This is a genomic window from Acinetobacter sp. Tol 5 (genome assembly GCF_019702905.1).
GTDB lineage: Bacteria > Pseudomonadota > Gammaproteobacteria > Pseudomonadales > Moraxellaceae > Acinetobacter > Acinetobacter bereziniae.
In genome coordinates, this window is record NZ_AP024708.1 from 4,153,512 (window position 1) to 4,171,008 (window position 17,497).

Consider the following 17,497-nt stretch of genomic DNA (forward strand, 5'->3'; position numbering starts at 1 on the left):
ATCAAAATATAACGATTTAATCCCAAAGTACGCCAAGATACTTTTTGTTGTCTTCAACGTTTTCCCGTATATTGTTGCCATGCCTTAAAAATCAATATTATCAATACTTGGACATTGGACATGAGCAAACAATTCGCAGTCATTGGCAATCCGATTGAACATTCTCGTTCTCCTGAGTTACATCATGCTTTTGCAAAGAAAACAGGTATTGATCTGAATTACAGCAGACGTCTAGCCCCACTAGATGGTTTTGAAAGCAGTGTGCATGAGTTTTTCTCTCAAAATGGCGTAGGAATCAATGTCACAGTTCCTTTTAAAGAACAAGCTTTTGCCATGTGTACGCAACTTACTGAACGCGCAAAAATTGCCAAAGCTGTAAACACGCTATGGATGGAAAATGGTGAGCTACACGGAGACAATACAGATGGTCAAGGTCTGGTCGATGCCATTAAAGCTTTGGATTGGGACTTAAAGGATGCAGACTTGCTGATTATTGGTGCAGGTGGTGCAACTCGGGGTGTCATCTATCCGTTGGTAAAAGCAGGGGTAAAAAAAATCGTGATCGCCAACCGTACACTTGCTCGTGCTGAACAATTGGTTGCAGACTTAGCAGACAGCGTGCCTGAAGCACAGCTGATGGCTTGTAGCTTAACAGCATTACAGGGACAATTTGATCTTGTTATCAATGCGACCTCAGCAAGCCTAAGTGGTGACGCCCTTATACTCCCTGAAACATTAACATTTAATCATGCATATGAAATGGCATATGGCAAAGCATCAAGTTTTATTGAACAAGCCAAAGCACGTCAAGTTCCAAGCTCGGAAGGTTTTGGTATGTTGGTTGGGCAAGCAATAGAGGCATTTTATATCTGGAATGGTGTCCGTCCAAATCTAAAAGATTTTCTCTGAATGTATACTGATGTATAAGCTGTGTAGAATGCTTATCTAGGACAGAATAAGCATCAAAAAAAGAACCTCTATTGAGGTTCTTTTTTATCAATCGCTACAAGACAATTACTTTAACTTGGCATCACTCAATGCCTGATAAGCTTGCTTGAATAAGTCATAATCAATAAATTCATTAGAATCAACATTCAATGTCGATACGACTTGATCATTAAACTTATTATTTTTAAATGCAACATAAGATTTTGCTAAAACTTTTGCTGTTTTTATAAACTCTCCACGCTGAGACTTTTCAATCTCATTTTCTGCTTCAAACTTCTGCATGTAATATTGTGCAAACACAGCTTCGGTTGTTTTATATTTTTTAACTAAACTCTGCACCTCTAAAGTACTTTGTTTAGCTTTCCAGATTTTAGCAACAATCTCATCTACATCATTTCCAAGTTCATCATCGTACTGATGATCATCTTCTAAATGATGCTTTTTCTGTAGGGCTTGAATTTGTTTCAAAGCCTGCCCTTTTGGATTGTAGATTGCTTCATCTGAGTAAGAATAAGCATAAATTGCTGCGATTTCTTGTAAATCTTGAGCAGAATATTGTTTGATCAATTCAGGCTTTTGTGCAGTCAATTTTGCGATAAACACTGCTTTATAGGTTTTTTCATAAGAGCCAGTTTGTGCAAATACTTGTTCTGCCAGTTGCTCTAAACGTTCATCTAAACTTAAGTATTTTTGCTCATCACTACGTTCTGAACCCGATATTCCACCCACCGCTTGTTCCATAATGCTGCCTTTAAAGATCTCTTTAAAAGGCTTCGCCTGTTTGAGAACATTTTGATCAATCTTGCTTGCATTGCCATAATTAAGGAATTGCATGTCCATTTTAATGTTTAACTTACGATTTAAGGTATCTAAATCTAAGCCCATATCATAATCTGCTTTAACTGCTCGTCCTTTATTGTCCAATGACAAATCAACGATCAGTGGATTACGTTTGTCTGGAGCTGGCAAACTGCTTTCAATCTCAGTGAGATGTTGATTCCACAATTGTTTAAATTGTTGCGCATCGACCAACTGATCTTTCGCATAGCCATTAAATGTGCTGACCAATGCAGTCTTATTTTTCTCTCTCAACGCAGTATCTGATGAGGATTCTTTTTGTTGCTCACCTTTTAAGACGTCTATTTCGTAATGATATTGACAATACTCCACATCACCAAAACGAGGATTTACTTTAGCTTTGGTCAAATCTTCACATTGTTGCTCAGTTAAGATTTTTGTCGTATTGCCGTCTGCTGCGGCTTCAACAGCCTCATCGTCAGAATCACGCTCTTGATCTTGATCAGCAGTCGCATCGTCTTCGTCATCTTCTACAGCAGCACGTGCTTGTGCTGCATCCCCTGCTTCAACTTCTTCCTCTAAATCTTCATGAGACTTACGATTGACGGCATTGTAAAGTTCATACATTGCGCTTGATGCATCATTGGCACTATCATCACTCGATGTGATGCCTGCTAGCGCTTCATCTGCAGCTTTCATCGCTTCCTGAGCAGCTTCATAAGCCGCATCACTTGCCTGACTGTCGCTACTCGGTCCTAGGATTTTTGCAATATTAGATTGATTCAATCCAAACACTGAATTCATCAAATATTGACGATTCACTGTAGAGTATAATTGCCCTTGTAAGAACATTTCTTCTACTGACGTATTTAAGCGAATTTTTTCAACGATTCCTGCTTGCTTGTCCGCAGAACTCACTGCAAGATTTTGAATTTGATGAGGCGCGGCAATTAAATATGAAGTTGCACCCGACTGTTTAAGCAACTCGATCAAGGCTTTGCCATTCACCTTGTTAATATCATCTTTATATTTTGAAAAATCATAATACGCATATTTGTCTTGATCTTGAGAATTTGCCAAATAAGGCATGATCGAAAAAATATGGGTATAGAATTTATAATTATTCATATCCAAAACTGTAGGAATACGCATTTCCACAGATAAATTTGGCTTTTTGTATTGTGTTTCTAAATTAAACGATGCCATTTTTTGGCGATAATTCACTGTTCCGTCGTATCGAATTTGCAAATCATTGACAATATTTTGAACAACATCTGCTCCCATGCCGACAAAACGACTGATATAGTTTGAATCCTGTTTCGCAATCGCTTGATAAAGTTCTTTTTTCTGTATATCTGTCAGTTTAATTTTTTGATCTTTTAAATACTGATTGACCTTTTTTTCAATGGCAGGATCTAGTTGCTTTGAATCCGTAGACTTTAGATTTTGATCTTTCTGTGGGCGATCTAAATGAACTTGAAATTGCCCACGATAATCAAAATTAGGATATTCATACAGCGCATTAAACCCTTGAATTGCACGTTGAGGAGCGTCTTGATCTGCATTTAAAGCATTACTTTTAATCACATGTGTTGAACATGCCGACAAACTCAAACCTAAAAGACATAATGTTAATTTTTTTAAATGCATGAGAGATTGACTCACTTCAATATTATAAAGATACTAAAAATAGCAATGAAACTACAAAAACAAACTGTTCAATACTATCAAAAAACCAACAGATTCGCATGTACTTTTTCTACCAAATTCGCATTTCTGACAATTCTTTTAGAGAGTCTTATCAATGTATTTCTCATATGATTATGAATAATGAAACTATCGATTGAATATCCAAAACTATTTCTAAATTAGGATTAAATACATGCCAGCATATAAAGCGCCGCTCCGTGATATTCGTTTTTTAATCAACGAAGTTTTTGACTATTCTGGGCACTATAAAACATTATCAATTGGCGAAAATGCCGATGCTGATACGATTGATATGATTTTAGAAGGTGCAGCAGATTTTTGTGAAAATGTGCTTTCTCCTTTGAATCAGTCTGGCGATGAAGAAGGTTGCCATTTTAAAGAAGGTGAAGTCACTACACCAAAAGGATTTAAAGAAGCTTACGATCAATTCGTTCAAGGTGGTTGGCAAGGTTTGTCGTACCCAGAAGAGTTTGGTGGTCAGGGCTTACCAATGTCTTTAAATCTGATTAAATCAGAAATGATGGGAACTGCAAACTGGTCATTCACGATGTACCCAGGTTTAAGCATGGGCTGTATGAACACCATCATGCAATTTGGTACAGATGAGCAAAAAGCAACCTACATGCCACATCTTACTGCTGGTACTTGGTCAGGTACGATGTGTTTGACTGAACCACAATGTGGTACAGACTTAGGACAAGTTAAAACCAAAGCAGAGCCAAAAGAAGATGGAACTTATGCCATCACTGGTACAAAAATCTTTATCTCTGCGGGTGAACATGATCTGACTGAAAATATCATTCATATCGTACTTGCGCGCTTACCAGATGCACCTGCTGGCACAAAAGGGATTTCATTATTTATCGTACCAAAATTTATCCCAACGGTAGATGGCGGTATTGGTGAACGCAACCCAGTGACTTGTGGTTCAATCGAACACAAAATGGGGATTCGTGCGTCAGCAACTGCGGTATTGAACTTTGATGCTGCAACAGGTTACTTGATCGGTGAAGTAAACAGAGGCTTACATGCCATGTTTACCTTCATGAACACTGCACGTATTGGTACTGCAGTTCAAGGTCTTGCACATGCTGAGTTAGCATTCCAAGGTGCGCTGCCTTATGCAAAAGATCGTATGTCTATGCGTGCACTTTCAGGTAAAAAAGATCCAGAGAAAGTTGCCGATGCAATTATTCACCATGCTGATGTTCGTCGCATGTTATTGACCCAAAAGGCAATTGCTGAAGGTGGTCGTTCAATGATTTATCATGCTGCTCAATTGGCTGATAAGATGACTGATGCTTTGGCGCAAGGTGATCAAGCAAAATTTGATGAATATGACGATAAACTTGGTTTTTATACGCCAATTCTCAAGGGCTTCTTAACAGAAATGGGCTTAGAGGCTGCAAATCACGGGATGCAAGTCTTTGGTGGTCATGGTTATATTAAAGAACATGGCATGGAACAAATTGCACGTGATGCACGTATTTCAACCTTGTATGAAGGTACAACTGGCGTACAGGCACTTGATTTGATCGGGCGTAAAGTATTGCTTTCTTCTAAAGGTAAAGTGGTTCGTGAATACACCGCTGAAATCTTGAAGTTCTGTGGTCAACATGCACGTAACAAGTATATGCGTCGCTTTGCATGGGATTTAACTAAAATCTGTGCGCAATGGAATGCTTTAACTGTTCGTATCATGCTTGCAGCACGTAAAGACCGTGACATCGTTTCTTCTGCTTCTGTAGATTTCTTGATGTTCTCTGGTTATGCAATGATGGCTTATTACTGGGCACAACAAGCAGCCGTGGCTTCTGAAAAATTGGCGTCAGGAAATGGTGCTGAAGTTCCTGAGTTCTATAAAGCAAAAATCAAAGTTGCTGATTTCTACTTTGAGCAATTGTTACCGCGTGCACAAGGGCATGCTGAGTCGATGGTCAACCCATCTAAGACCATGATGTCACTTGAAGCTGAACATTTTAGTTTTGACTACTAATATGTAGGTTTTCGCTAAGAAAAATAGAAAGAGCGCTTCGGCGCTCTTTTGTATTTTTAAGGAAAGTTAATTGAAATTCTGCTGGAATATGCGATAACTCATCCTCTTTTCTACTCGTTTATAACAATAGAAAGCTGATTTTTCCGCATTTTTAGTCACCCACCATGCACTAAAACATACTAAATAACGTGAATTCGATGCAATCAAATCTTCAACTCATTGAAAAATAATAAATCTATGTGGGTTTTTGCTGGATTTTCATCCGATTTTGGATGAGGAGCGGAGCTCCGCAAGAGCTCGCCATACTTGTTTTGGCATGAGGAGCGAAGTTCCGTAAGCGCCACCATCAATATAGTTTCATTGCTCTGATCAATAAAATGAAGGCGATCAATAGATTGTTTGATGATCTAAAGCTTGCACTGCCACGCTTTAGTGCTAAAGTTTAAATTGTTTTGCGTAGGCGATGCCTCACTTTTCAGAGATGAAAAGTGACAAAAATCTTTCGTTGAGCGAGGGGTACATCCTTTACCCCCGCTCAACATGGCGACATCCATGTCGCCTCAAGATCGCAAGACCATCAATGATTCAAAAAGTACAAAATAAATGAATCATCCAAATCACTTGTATGAATAATCAGGCGGTTTGGCTGTATCATCTTTCATCAAGGATTTTTATCGAACTCAGGTTAAATAAATGCTAAGTTTTTAAAAATTTATGTGCATAAATCCAAAAAATCATCTCTTGTTTTGCCTTATTTTTGATTTTTTGACACAGGTTCAACGATGGTTTTAAGCAATTTAAAGCCGTTTTTTTCAAGCACATAAAAACGTGTAGTCACTTGTTCCACGTCATAGTTTTGATCCATATGCTGGTCTTTGGTCACCAATAAACGACTATTTGCACGAGTTTCAACCACATCTGGGCGCGTCTCACCACCAAAACCATCAGCTAACAGCTGCCCTGTACGTTTATTGACAAAAGAATACATTCTACAACTTGCACCACAACCCCACATGGTCTTGACATATTCCCCCGCAAAATCTGGTTTTTCCTTTAATGCTGCTCTCAGTCGAGTACGAAACATATTGGCACTTGGATCAGAAATATCCAGTTTGGCGGTCTTACCCGTATATACCGATTTCACAGGATAATCACGAAACTGGGGAACTGCACTTTTCGCGTGAGCAATTGAGATTGCTGTTAGGGCAAAAAACAGACTGATGAGATATTTATTCATTGTTATAACCTAAAGATTTAAAATATTTATTTTCAGTCACAGCATAACAAAACTGGATATCTCCTGCTGTTTATTTTGAGCAATATATTTATAAAAATGCCTCTAAAACAGAGTTTAAAAATATATGCCCTTGCGCCGTACAGGACAAGCGTGTTGCATCATTGACCATTAAATGACGCTGTTTTAATGGGCTGATTCGCTCATTTAAATCCTCAAGATTCAAACCTGTACGTTCAGTATAGAGTTCAGCAACGACACCATCATTTAAACGCAAAGCATTCATCATAAATTCAAACGGCATCTCAACATCTTCGATACGTTTAAACTGCAAATGTTCAGCAGGCACTTTGGCTAAATAGTCTTTAGGCAAACGGGTCTTTTGATAGCGGTAAACACCATCCGTTTGAGTAACTTTGCCATGTGCTCCTGCACCAATTGCCAGATAATCACCAAATTGCCAGTAATTCAAATTATGCGCTGATGGTTGCTCTTTACGCCAAGCAGATACCTCATAATTGATAAAACCACTGGCTTTTAGATATTGCTCACCTTGTTCCTGTATCGCCTCTAAAACATCATCGACTGGCAAAATCGGTTGTGTACGGAAAAAAACTGTATTGGGTTCAATGGTTAATTGATACCAGGAAATATGTGTCGCACCATTTTCAACAGCCAGTTTTAAGTCGTATAACGCCTGTTCCAAGGTCTGTTCTGGTAATCCATGCATCAAGTCAACATTCACTCGTTGAAAACCTGCTTCTCGAGCATTTCGAATCGCTGAAACAGCATCATCATTGGAATGAATACGCCCTAATTTCTTTAAATGTTCGGTATTAAAACTTTGCACGCCTATGGATAATCGATTAATACCTGCAGCTAAATAACTTGCAAAAGGATCATGTTCAACTGTTCCCGGATTGGCTTCTAAAGTAATTTCACAATCCTGCTCAAAAGGCAGTAAGGCTTTTAATTGAGAAAATAACCATTGATAACCTTGAGCTGAAATAAGTGACGGCGTTCCTCCACCAATAAACACACTATGAATTTCTCGCCCTTGGGCAAATTCAATTTGCGTTTTAAAGTCTTCAACCAATGCCTGTAGATATTCCTGTTCCAAATCTAAAGACAATTTTCCGTCGGGTACAGCATGCGAATTAAAATCACAATATGGACACTTACGCACACACCACGGCATATGGATATAAAGCGATAATGGAATATTTTGAGGGATTAAAGCAGTCAAAGAAAAGCTCAAAGCAACTAACAGAATAATTAATTTTAACATGACTTCTAGCTTCTGATTAGAACAACTCATCAAATTGCTTTAGACTGGATATGCGCAATAAAAAGTAGATGAACAAGAATGATGAAATTATCCAGTCAATTGTTATTTCTTTTACCACTCACCATGGGCATTGGTATTGCTATGGCGTTTCAAACAGCCATCAATACGCAACTGCGTGAATATCTTTACTCCCCTTTACAAGCCGCGCTTTTATCTTTTTTGGTGGGTACACTATTGCTCGTAGTTTTGGTAATCTTCCAGTCTGAACAAAAACCAACACTACACAGTTTCGCTGTGATTCCTTGGTATCTCTGGCTAGGGGGTTGTCTTGGGGTTTATGCCATTAGTATTAGTATTTATACTGCCCCTAAACTTGGTTTCTTAACCCTTTCAGGGTTGATTATCTTCGGGCAGATCGCCACATCAATGATCATTGATCACTTTGGTGTATTGGGTACAGATAAAGTGCCAGTCAACTGGCAACGTCTTATAGGTGGCGTGGTGATTTTTATAGGTGTGCTTCTCACTCTACAACGCTAACCAGTTTATTTTTTCTTAAGCACATTTAAAACGAGTATTATCTGTGTCTGTATCAGTAAAAGCCACGACTACCCGCTTTGAATTAAAGCAACTTTTTCATTTGATGCTGCCGATTTTGATCACTCAATTTGCTGCCGCAGGCTTTGGATTGATTGATACCATCATGGCTGGGCATATGTCTGCCGAAGATCTCGCCGCAATTGCTGTTGGGGTTGGATTATGGATTCCAGTGATGTTGCTGTTCAGCGGTATCATGATTGCCACAACACCTTTGGTTGCTGAAGCCAACGGCGCTCGTACGCCTGAAAAAATACCATCCATCGTACGTCAATCGTTATGGGTTGCTTTCTTACTTGGCTTGATTGGAATGATGGTTCTACAAATCATTCCATTATTATTGCCGCTTGTTGGTGTGCCTGAGTCCCTACTTCCGAAAGCCAGTTTGTTTTTACATGCGATTGCATTTGGTATGCCTGCATTTACCATGTATTCAACTTTACGAGGTTATTCTGAAGCCTTGGGCTATCCACGTCCTGTTACAGTGATCAGCCTCGTGGCACTGGTGGTGCAAATTCCACTCAACTTTATTTTTATGTATGGTATTGGACCGATTCCACATCTAGGTAGCGCGGGGTGCGGTTTCGCCACAGCATTATTGCAATGGCTCATGTTCATTACAATCAGTACTTATATTTTCAGAGCAAAGCGTTATCAGTCGACTCAACCCTTGAGTAAATTTGAGAAAATGGACAGTGCACTCATCAAGCGTATTCTTAAACTGGGTTTACCGATTGGCTTAGCGATTTTCTTTGAAGTGAGTATTTTTAGTACGGGTGCAATTGTGCTCAGTCCATTAGGGGAGATTACGGTTGCCGCACATCAAATTGCCTTATCCGTCACCTCTCAGCTGTTTATGATCCCAATGTCACTCGCTTTGGCGCTGACGATTCGTACAGGAACCTATTTTGGTGAAAAAAATTGGTTCGCCATGCGTAAAGTGCAAAAAGTTGGATTAATGACCAGTACCTTATTTGCCTGTACCACCATGTTATTACTGTTGCTATTACGTCCAGAAATCGTTTCTGTTTATACGCGTGATTATGATGTATCTCAAGCTGCCATTTATTTGATTCTATTTGCAATTGGCTATCAGCTCATGGATGCTTGGCAAGTGAGTGCTGCTGGTTGTTTACGTGGAATGCAGGATACCAAAGGACCCATGTGGATCACGATGCTGGCTTATTGGATCATCGCCTTTCCAATTGGAATCTATTTGGCACGTTATACTGATATGGGTGCGGCGGGTGTCTGGACAGGTTTAATTATTGGATTAACGGTTGCTTGCGTCTTATTGCTTATGCGCTTATATAACAATAACAAACGCTTAGCACAAAACTAATAATTAAAATTTTAAATAATGCTGTTTTATGAGCAGCATTATTTTTTCTAAATCAAGTCAACCAAACTGAGTTATATCACCTAAACAATACATCATCTGTCTAAATCCTCAGGTGACTTGACCAGATCATATAAAGTTCATGATGAACTTAAATTTTTCCATCTATTCAGATTGAAGTTGATAGGCATGTTGAAATTTCTCAGACATTTCCGATACATCTTCAACCTCTTTGATGATTGCTTGCCCAACAATCACATCCGTACCATTAAACGTCATGGTTGGCGCGCCGTATAACGCATAACCTTCGTTAAGCGCTTTGCTCACCCTTGCACAAAAGTGAACATCATCTTTGCCCGTTAAATAACGATAAACTTTCATCCAACTACAACTATATGAATATGTGAAAACATTTTAATCCAAAATACACAAAAACAGGCTTATACTGTCCAACGAGTTTAAATATCAAAAATAGCCAAGCAGAAACAAACGCTTAACAAATTAGAGTAGGCAGTTTAACAATAGTCGCCTATGATCAAAATAAATGAAACATCTAATCTAAACTGAAGGATGATTACGAATGTCGAAAAGTACCAGTACACCCGGTCGCCGCTTTATGAAACTTGCCAGTATGACTGCAAGTATTGCGACAAAAACGGTATCAAATTCAATTCGTAACTTCAATGCAGATGAAGAGCAGAAAAATGAAGCGCGCAGCAAGCTGTTTCAAGATATTGGCGTACAAATCGCAGACACCTTAGGTGAAATGAAAGGTGCTGTAATGAAAGTTGGGCAAATCGCCTCTCAGTACAAAGATATTTTTCCGCCAGAAGTTGCTCGTGCCATTGCCAAATTACAACGCCAAGCACCTGCAATGCCCTTTATTGAAATTAAGCAGCAAGTCGAACGAGAGCTTGGCAAACCCATTGATCAAGCCTTTTTATATTTTGATGAGCAACCTTTTGCCGCAGCCTCAATTGGTCAGGTACATAAAGCAACTTTGAAAAATGGCACGGAAGTGGTGGTTAAAGTTCAGTACCCAGGTGTGGATGAGGCTTGTGAAAGTGATTTAAAACAAGTTCGCCTAGCATTACGTCTTATGGGGGTACTTAAAGTTGATAAAAAGCTACAAGACCGTTTATTTAAAGAAATCCAAGACAGTTTGCATGAAGAGTTAAATTACGAAATTGAAGCGCAAAATCTGCAAGTTTTTCGAACTTTCCATCAGGCTTTGGATAGCAAAATTATTATTCCTAAAGTTTTTACTGAATACTCAAGTCGTCGAATCCTGACATTAAGCCTTGAAAAAGGTGAAAGTATTGAAACTGCAAGCACTTGGGACTTAGATATTCGCAATGAGATTGGTCGTCGTTTGATTCTAGCACTGGGTCAGCAGATCTTTTTCTTAAAGCGCTTCCATTGCGATCCACACCCAGGCAATTTTGCTTTCCGTGAAGATGGCAGTGTAATTATTTATGATTTTGGTGGAGTAAAAACCTTATCCAATGAAATCATTACCCATTTTAAGGCTTTAGTCAGAGCTGCGAGAAAACAAGATATTGCTAGCATTGAAGAGCATTTAACCGCATTGGATGCATTGGCTGAAAAAGGCGAGTTCCCTGAGGAGCTTTATCAAGTATGGCTCGAAGTTTTATTACGCCCACTGACGACACATTATGATTTTGCTGAAAACTCAGCCCATCACGATGGTATTAAATTGGTGAAAAAATCTCTGAAATATTGGGATGTGTTCAAACCATCTCCAGATACTTTAATGGTAAATCGTACCATTTCAGGGCAATACTGGAATCTGATTCAACTGAAAGTTCATGATAATTTGAATGACCTTTTCGAAGAACTGGTTCCACTGCAAGATTAAGAAAAGGTTGATAACTAAGGTCATTTTACAGTGAGTGAATCAGGGGATGTATCGTTAAAACTCGAATTGAGTAATCATTCTCTCTCACGATAGTGATTAATTTTATTTTAAGTTAAGCATCTTAAATTAAAACCATATTTGAAACCTAAGCACCCTCCTCCTGCTTAGGTTTCTTTTTTATTTTCAGCAATATGAAATCATTTTTATCTGACAGATTTTACTCAAATTTAAATAGGCTTTACAAATTTAATGTTATGTTATAATATTTCACTAAGTCAAAATAATGAGAGGATCAAATCATGCGTCCAGGTATCCATCCAGAGTATCGTGAAGTGTTGTTCCATGACACCAATGCAAATGCATTCTTCGTAATTGGTAGCACGATCAAGACTGCAAATACCAAAGAACATGAAGGTAAAATATATCCTTATGTAACATTAGATATATCGAGTGCTTCTCATCCTTTCTATACGGGTGAAATCCGTCAAGCAAGCAATGAAGGTCGTATTGCCAACTTTAATAAACGTTTTGCACGTTTTAAACGTTAAGTTTAAAACTGTTGTTCAAGCCTAAGTTACCCCTCTAAACTTAGGCTTTTTTTTATTCTTAGATTCTCTGATGAAGTGCAACAGAGATTTATATTATTTTGTTGATAAAATCATTTGCACAATATAAAAACCAATCGCTAAAAAGACGACACCGACAATAACACTGGAAACTGTATAGGCCAGCGCAATAGGAAAGTGTCCTTGGCGAATGAGTTGAAAGGTTTCTAAGCCAAAACTGGAAAAAGTCGTAAATCCACCGAGGATTCCCACCATGAAAAACAAGCGTGTTTCTTGTTGTAGAATTGGATAACGTAGGGTAAAAGCAAAGAAAATTCCTGCCAGAAAACACCCTAAAATATTAATTGACCATGTTGCCCAAGGAAAAAGGCTGAGAGGTTTAGAAATCAAAAAACCAGCCCCATAACGTAAGCTTGCACCAATTGCTCCACCACATGCGACCAATAGCCAATTCATGTTCTAACGTCCTTCAATCTTCTTTAAATCAATTCTTTTAACACTAACGACGCAATGCCACTTTGTTTGTGTATAACCCAATAGTTATCCACAATTTTACACAACAATAGTAAGCAATCTAATCGAGTGGTGTCTCATTCTTTACATAAAAGTTCAATGCAGGAACCACAAATGCAAAGACATCTTGTTCCCGAACTTCCCACTGTTGTAGTAATGGACAATCAATATTTAGCACCTGTGCTGCTTGAATTTGATTAAAATCAAAAGGCATTTCAATATCACCTTGTGACAAACGTTCAGGCTGATCAACCCATTCCACCCAAGCATGATCTTGATCCACAAGATAGGCAATAGCGTGTTTCCATGAAGGAAACAAAGGGTGCCAAGCTTGAGGGAGTTGCTGATCTGTTTTGACCTTAACTGCGCTGGAAAGTCGATAAAGTGCATCTAGCTCAATCTGTGTCTGAATAATATCATCTTGTCTTTCATGAACAAATTGCAAAGCATATTGTGCAGGCATCGCATCACTTGTTAAACGCCCACTAAGTACATACAGTTTCTGATCAATCATGACCTGTTCAAAAATCACCGTTTTGTCTTGTTGCTCAGGTGTAATATAAAAACGCCAATTGCTTTGTCGAGGTGATGGCATTAATAGACGTAAACGACCTAAAAAAGAAAAGCCAAAATGCTGGTGTTGGTAAGTCAAAATACTAAAAATCGTTTTACCTTGTTTTTCCCACAATTGAACATGACTCGGATAGCGTGAACGGACTTTTTCTATATCCACCAACCACGACAAATAAACAATATTTTTTACCTGACTTTGTAACTGCAAAAAGGGAATAAAACGCATCAAGATACGGCGTAAACGAAGTAAAAATGGGCATTGCACAAAAAATGCAATGAGTTTTAAAGTAACACCTGCAGTTTGTTTTTTAAGACGATGTCGGTTCATAAGGCACGATGACTGTTCCCTTCAAGCATTTGATTCTAACAAATAGCTTTAAAAAATAATTTATCTGGCAAAACACTTAAGAACATTACTGATTTATAAACGATAGGTGGTGGTGTTTCAAAAAGTATGCTGAAACAAAGCAGGTTGAATTTTGATAAAATAGAGAAATGCGAATAACTCTAGAAATCAAATGTCCAACCTGCCTCGGTGACAGTATAAAGAAAAATGGCATCAAAGTAGATGGGAAACAAAACTATCAGTGCAAAGACTGTAAACGTCAGTTTATTGGTGACCATGCTCTGAGCTATCTAGGATGTAATTCAGGCATTACTCGAAAAATATTACAGTTGATGGTCAGAGGTAGTGGTATACGAGATATCGCTGAAGTTGAGCGAATCAGTATCGGTAAAGTTTTACGTACTTTAACCGAATCGACCTACCAAATTCAGCCTAAACAAAGTCATTATGAGTCTCTTGAAGTTGATGAGTTTTGGACTTTTGTGGGAAATAAAAATAATAAACAATGGCTTATTTACGCCTACCATCGAGAAACAGGTGAGATTGTTGCTTATGTTTGGGGTAAAAGAGACTTAGCTACAGTTCAACGATTGAAGACAAAGCTTAAACAATTAGGTATTCACTACACCCGAATTGCAAGTGATCATTGGGACAGTTTCATAACTGCTTTTAAAAACTGCAAGCAAAGTATTGGTAAATTTTTTACTGTAGGTATTGAAGGTAATAATTGCAAAATAAGGCATCGAATTAGGCGTGGTTTTAGAAGGAGTTGTAATTTTTCAAAAAAGATTGAAAACCATTTTAAAGCTTTCGACTTAACCTTTTTTTACATCAATAATGGCTTCATTTAATGTCAGCATACTTTTTGAAACACCACCCGATAGGTTATGCTATGTGCACGACTGAATATGGAATTCTCAAATCATGGTTCAAGATTTATTGAAACAACTTCAAGCTGGCGAAGCAAAATTTGCCGATGTTATTCAACATATTGAAGCGCGTTATACACATACCCCAACCGCATTTCAAAATGGTCAACAACATAATGCAGCAACAGAAAACCAAGGCAGTGCTAAAGTTTTTTCTTTTGCTCAGCTAAATCACCTCGACCAACAGCAAACCTTGAACTTGTTCGCAGAACACTATGCTTCTGTTTTGGCGACTCCAGATGCGTCAGATCATCAAAATATTCGTCAATTTATGCAAAATGGTTGGGATGGCATTCAATTTGAGGGTGTAGCTTTAACTGCGAAATAAGATCTATCATCATTGTAAACATCAATGAATTGGCTCAAGCTACATATCGCAATTAAAACAATAAAGGGATCAAATTGATCCCTTTATTCTGCGCTTATGGTCGCTCATCATATTGTGGCAAACCATCACAAATATGATCCCACTCTGCTTTATAGGCTGCATAAATATGCATGGTGGGTTGATGTTCCAATGCCGTGTCGAGTGTTCCAATTCTTAAACGATAGGTCTCTGGAGCTTCAGCTTTGATGCTGATAATCGGCGAGCCACACTCTTGACAAAAACATCGCGTGGTAGTCTCGGTTGATGCAAACTGTTTTAGCAACGACTCACCCTTTACGATTTTAAAGTCTGCTTTTTGAATGGGTGCATTGGTCGCAAATGCCGTACCATTTGCTTTTCGGCAACGTTTACAATGACATTGGATGACTGGACCTATTTCACCATGAACCTCATAATGAATCCCTCCACACAAACAACTTCCTGTATATAATTTTTCAGCAGACATTTTTGAAAATCTCACCATGTGCAAAATGATTAGTTACTCCATCAAGTTAGCACAAAATATCTACTTTTAGCGGAAATAAATCCTTTTTTATAACAGGTCAGAAAGATATTGATGCACGCCTTCACCTGCCGCTCGACCAGTAGCAAAACAAGCCGTCAATAAATATCCACCTGTCGGTGCATCCCAATCCAGCATTTCACCACAACAAAACACAGAAAGATGAGATTTGAGTTGTAAATCCTGAGTCAATGCTTGTTCTTTGACACCACCTGCACAACTAATCGCCTCTTCGATAGGGCGGAATCCCTGTAATTCGATTTTGAGGTGTTTAATCTGTTGCGCCAACTGTTCTGGATCATTCCAAAGCGCTTTATCAACCAATTCACGTAGCAAACTTGATTTTGCTGTGTCTAAGCCTGCTTTACGCCAAATATTGGCAGTCGACTGCTTTTTAGATGGCTGTAATTTTTGTACCAATTGCTGAATAGATTGATCGGGTAACAAATCCAGATACATGACGAGTGGTTGACTTTGTTGAATCAGTTGACGCAATGAGCGTCCTTGCTTATAGATGAGCCCACTTTCCAAGCCATAATGGGTAATAACGATATCACCTTGAGTTTTAACCGAAGGCTCAACCCAAGCATCTACTCGCTTTAAAGGCTGACCAAAAACAGACTGCATATAGTCTGACCATGGATAAACTACGCCCGCATTACTGGGTTGAAAAGTTTCAATTTCAGATGAGGACAACCATTTTTGCCATGCGCCATCACTGCCTAAACGAGACCATGACACAGCACCACATGCCAAAATAATCGCATCAAATTTCTGCTCATTGATTTGATTACTTTTTAAATCAATCATCTTGAGTTGCTGATGTTTCAGGTCAGTAACTTGATGACGATAATGAAACTTAACCTGTTGCCCAACTAAATGCTTCAACCATGCTCTTAACAGTGGTGCAGCTTTCATTTCTACAGGAAAAATCCGCCCAGAACTGCCTACATAAGATTCAATGCCTAAACTTTGCATCCACTTTTGAATCCAAGCAGCATCCCACTTTTCAATCCAAGGTCTCAACCATTCCACTTGATCATAACGTTGAATAAATTGCTCAAACGTTTCAGCATGTGAGATATTCAGTCCCGTTTTTCCCGCCATCAAAAACTTACGTGCTGCCGATGGCTTTTGTTCAAAAACATGAATCTCATAATTTTTATATTGGCTTAAAACATCTGCCGCCATTAAACCTGCAGGACCTGCACCAACAATTGCAACTCTCTTAATCGACATGTGCTTGCTCGGATGATGTCTCGGCTGCCTGCCCATGACGAGGTTGCATATCATCAAAACGAGTTAAATAATGCTCAGGCTTACGAATAATCAATTGCTGACACAACTCACCACGTTCTAAGTATTTAATTTCAAAATGTGTTCGTGCTGAATCTGATGCAATAATTTGTTTCTCGTAAGGAAGTTTCCAAACGTCTTGTAACTGTTGCTCTGCTTCCGCGATATATTCGGGAATATTACTGGCCAATGTAATGCTGCCATTTGGCTGTAGCCTAGAAATCAAAAACTCAAAAAAAGGCATATTTAACCAGCGTTGTGCTGGATTATGCGGTTCAGGATTCGGATAGAGAATAAACAACTGTTGCACCTGTGCTGGGTACAATGCATGTACAACCCATGGCAATGCATCGGCATGAATTGGTGTTAAATTGGTTTGCCCTTCTAATTGATGCTGTTTTTGCATCGCCACAAATTTTTCACGTGTACGCTCGATTGCAATCAGGCTCAAGTCTGGATGTTGTCCTGAAAACAACAATGCATGTTTGCCTTTCCCCGCCCCAATTTCCACACAAATAGGAGTATTTTCAATACATTGAAAATCACGGGGAGCATGCATACGCTGTGCTTGAAATTGACGAATCGGCATAATCAG

General features: G+C 38.7%; 17 protein-coding genes. 8 read left to right on the plus strand and 9 right to left on the minus strand.

The annotated features are described in order from the left end of the window. Positions 1 to 120 precede the first annotated feature (120 nt). Complete coding sequence (aroE, locus tag TOL5_RS19325; RefSeq protein ID WP_005034179.1) at positions 121 to 909, plus strand: shikimate dehydrogenase; 789 nt, start codon at positions 121 to 123, stop codon at positions 907 to 909. Positions 910 to 1,014: 105 nt separating this feature from the next. Here the strand turns inward: aroE and TOL5_RS19330 are convergent, their stop codons facing one another. Then, a complete protein-coding gene (locus tag TOL5_RS19330; protein WP_151781100.1) occupies positions 1,015 to 3,396 on the minus strand; it encodes a hypothetical protein in 2,382 nt (793 codons plus the stop codon). Positions 3,397 to 3,628: 232 nt separating this feature from the next. On the opposite strand from TOL5_RS19330, the gene TOL5_RS19335 reads away from it, so the two are divergent. Beyond that, positions 3,629 to 5,452, plus strand: a complete 1,824-nt coding sequence (locus TOL5_RS19335) for an acyl-CoA dehydrogenase C-terminal domain-containing protein (protein WP_004825249.1) — start codon at positions 3,629 to 3,631, stop codon at positions 5,450 to 5,452. 751 nt (positions 5,453 to 6,203) lie between these two features. Here TOL5_RS19335 and TOL5_RS19340 read toward each other — a convergent pair. Next, a complete protein-coding gene (locus tag TOL5_RS19340; protein WP_139420406.1) occupies positions 6,204 to 6,689 on the minus strand; it encodes a hypothetical protein in 486 nt (161 codons plus the stop codon). Positions 6,690 to 6,777: 88 nt separating this feature from the next. Further along, positions 6,778 to 7,974: a radical SAM family heme chaperone HemW gene (gene hemW, locus TOL5_RS19345; protein WP_005034189.1), complete on the minus strand. Its 1,197-nt coding sequence runs from the start codon at positions 7,972 to 7,974 to the stop codon at positions 6,778 to 6,780. Between the two features lie 78 nt (positions 7,975 to 8,052). Between hemW and TOL5_RS19350 the strand changes: the two genes are divergently transcribed. Further along, positions 8,053 to 8,514 carry a DMT family transporter gene (locus tag TOL5_RS19350; protein WP_005034196.1) on the plus strand — a complete coding sequence of 154 codons (462 nt, stop codon included), beginning with the start codon at positions 8,053 to 8,055 and terminating at the stop codon, positions 8,512 to 8,514. Positions 8,515 to 8,557: 43 nt separating this feature from the next. Next, entirely contained in the window at positions 8,558 to 9,913 is a 1,356-nt protein-coding gene (locus TOL5_RS19355) for an MATE family efflux transporter (RefSeq protein WP_139420408.1), read from the plus strand. A gap of 162 nt (positions 9,914 to 10,075) precedes the next feature. On the opposite strand, the gene TOL5_RS19360 is transcribed toward TOL5_RS19355, so the two are convergent. Beyond that, positions 10,076 to 10,291: a DUF1737 domain-containing protein gene (locus tag TOL5_RS19360; RefSeq protein ID WP_009584954.1), complete on the minus strand. Its 216-nt coding sequence runs from the start codon at positions 10,289 to 10,291 to the stop codon at positions 10,076 to 10,078. Positions 10,292 to 10,490: 199 nt separating this feature from the next. Here TOL5_RS19360 and TOL5_RS19365 point away from each other — a divergent pair, with 199 nt between their 5' ends. Then, entirely contained in the window at positions 10,491 to 11,789 is a 1,299-nt protein-coding gene (locus tag TOL5_RS19365; RefSeq protein ID WP_139420410.1) for an ABC1 kinase family protein, read from the plus strand. A gap of 299 nt (positions 11,790 to 12,088) precedes the next feature. Next, the gene (locus tag TOL5_RS19370) at positions 12,089 to 12,337 is read left to right on the plus strand and encodes a type B 50S ribosomal protein L31 (RefSeq protein ID WP_005034202.1); all 249 of its coding nucleotides are present in this window, start codon (positions 12,089 to 12,091) and stop codon (positions 12,335 to 12,337) included. A gap of 93 nt (positions 12,338 to 12,430) precedes the next feature. On the opposite strand, the gene crcB is transcribed toward TOL5_RS19370, so the two are convergent. Both crcB and TOL5_RS19380 read right to left on the minus strand, forming a co-directional pair. Continuing rightward, on the minus strand, positions 12,431 to 12,811 hold the full coding sequence (gene crcB / locus TOL5_RS19375) for a fluoride efflux transporter CrcB (protein WP_005034204.1): 381 nt from the start codon (positions 12,809 to 12,811) through the stop codon (positions 12,431 to 12,433). Positions 12,812 to 12,929: 118 nt separating this feature from the next. Further along, positions 12,930 to 13,769: a DUF2071 domain-containing protein gene (locus TOL5_RS19380; protein WP_151781102.1), complete on the minus strand. Its 840-nt coding sequence runs from the start codon at positions 13,767 to 13,769 to the stop codon at positions 12,930 to 12,932. A 167-nt stretch (positions 13,770 to 13,936) separates the two neighbouring features. Between TOL5_RS19380 and TOL5_RS19385 the strand changes: the two genes are divergently transcribed. After that, a complete protein-coding gene (locus TOL5_RS19385; protein ID WP_005157712.1) occupies positions 13,937 to 14,638 on the plus strand; it encodes an IS1-like element ISPa14 family transposase in 702 nt (233 codons plus the stop codon). A 73-nt stretch (positions 14,639 to 14,711) separates the two neighbouring features. Beyond that, entirely contained in the window at positions 14,712 to 15,044 is a 333-nt protein-coding gene (locus tag TOL5_RS19390; protein WP_151781103.1) for a HopJ type III effector protein, read from the plus strand. Positions 15,045 to 15,138: 94 nt separating this feature from the next. On the opposite strand, the gene TOL5_RS19395 is transcribed toward TOL5_RS19390, so the two are convergent. The 3 genes from TOL5_RS19395 to TOL5_RS19405 form a co-directional block, all read right to left on the minus strand. Continuing rightward, positions 15,139 to 15,549 carry a GFA family protein gene (locus TOL5_RS19395; protein ID WP_046760894.1) on the minus strand — a complete coding sequence of 137 codons (411 nt, stop codon included), beginning with the start codon at positions 15,547 to 15,549 and terminating at the stop codon, positions 15,139 to 15,141. A gap of 87 nt (positions 15,550 to 15,636) precedes the next feature. After that, positions 15,637 to 16,845, minus strand: coding sequence for a TIGR03862 family flavoprotein (locus TOL5_RS19400; RefSeq protein ID WP_058967628.1), 1,209 nt, complete (start codon positions 16,843 to 16,845; stop codon positions 15,637 to 15,639). Beyond that, complete coding sequence (locus tag TOL5_RS19405) at positions 16,835 to 17,497, minus strand: SAM-dependent methyltransferase (RefSeq protein ID WP_171064878.1); 663 nt, start codon at positions 17,495 to 17,497, stop codon at positions 16,835 to 16,837. Before TOL5_RS19405 ends, TOL5_RS19400 begins: the two co-directional genes overlap by 11 nt.

What these genes read in the sequence shown, in the direction of transcription:
- TOL5_RS19350 (WP_005034196.1), top strand. Translation starts at nt 8,053, where the DNA reads ATGATGAAATTATCCAGTCAATTGTTATTTCTTTTACCACTCACCATG.
- hemW (WP_005034189.1), bottom strand. Translation starts at nt 7,974, where the DNA reads ATGTTAAAATTAATTATTCTGTTAGTTGCTTTGAGCTTTTCTTTGACT.
- TOL5_RS19365 (WP_139420410.1), top strand. Translation starts at nt 10,491, where the DNA reads ATGTCGAAAAGTACCAGTACACCCGGTCGCCGCTTTATGAAACTTGCC.
- aroE (WP_005034179.1), top strand. Translation starts at nt 121, where the DNA reads ATGAGCAAACAATTCGCAGTCATTGGCAATCCGATTGAACATTCTCGT.
- TOL5_RS19385 (WP_005157712.1), top strand. Translation starts at nt 13,937, where the DNA reads ATGCGAATAACTCTAGAAATCAAATGTCCAACCTGCCTCGGTGACAGT.
- TOL5_RS19380 (WP_151781102.1), bottom strand. Translation starts at nt 13,769, where the DNA reads ATGAACCGACATCGTCTTAAAAAACAAACTGCAGGTGTTACTTTAAAA.
- TOL5_RS19390 (WP_151781103.1), top strand. Translation starts at nt 14,712, where the DNA reads ATGGTTCAAGATTTATTGAAACAACTTCAAGCTGGCGAAGCAAAATTT.
- TOL5_RS19400 (WP_058967628.1), bottom strand. Translation starts at nt 16,845, where the DNA reads ATGTCGATTAAGAGAGTTGCAATTGTTGGTGCAGGTCCTGCAGGTTTA.
- TOL5_RS19395 (WP_046760894.1), bottom strand. Translation starts at nt 15,549, where the DNA reads ATGTCTGCTGAAAAATTATATACAGGAAGTTGTTTGTGTGGAGGGATT.
- TOL5_RS19335 (WP_004825249.1), top strand. Translation starts at nt 3,629, where the DNA reads ATGCCAGCATATAAAGCGCCGCTCCGTGATATTCGTTTTTTAATCAAC.
- TOL5_RS19330 (WP_151781100.1), bottom strand. Translation starts at nt 3,396, where the DNA reads ATGCATTTAAAAAAATTAACATTATGTCTTTTAGGTTTGAGTTTGTCG.
- TOL5_RS19360 (WP_009584954.1), bottom strand. Translation starts at nt 10,291, where the DNA reads ATGAAAGTTTATCGTTATTTAACGGGCAAAGATGATGTTCACTTTTGT.
- crcB (WP_005034204.1), bottom strand. Translation starts at nt 12,811, where the DNA reads ATGAATTGGCTATTGGTCGCATGTGGTGGAGCAATTGGTGCAAGCTTA.
- TOL5_RS19370 (WP_005034202.1), top strand. Translation starts at nt 12,089, where the DNA reads ATGCGTCCAGGTATCCATCCAGAGTATCGTGAAGTGTTGTTCCATGAC.
- TOL5_RS19340 (WP_139420406.1), bottom strand. Translation starts at nt 6,689, where the DNA reads ATGAATAAATATCTCATCAGTCTGTTTTTTGCCCTAACAGCAATCTCA.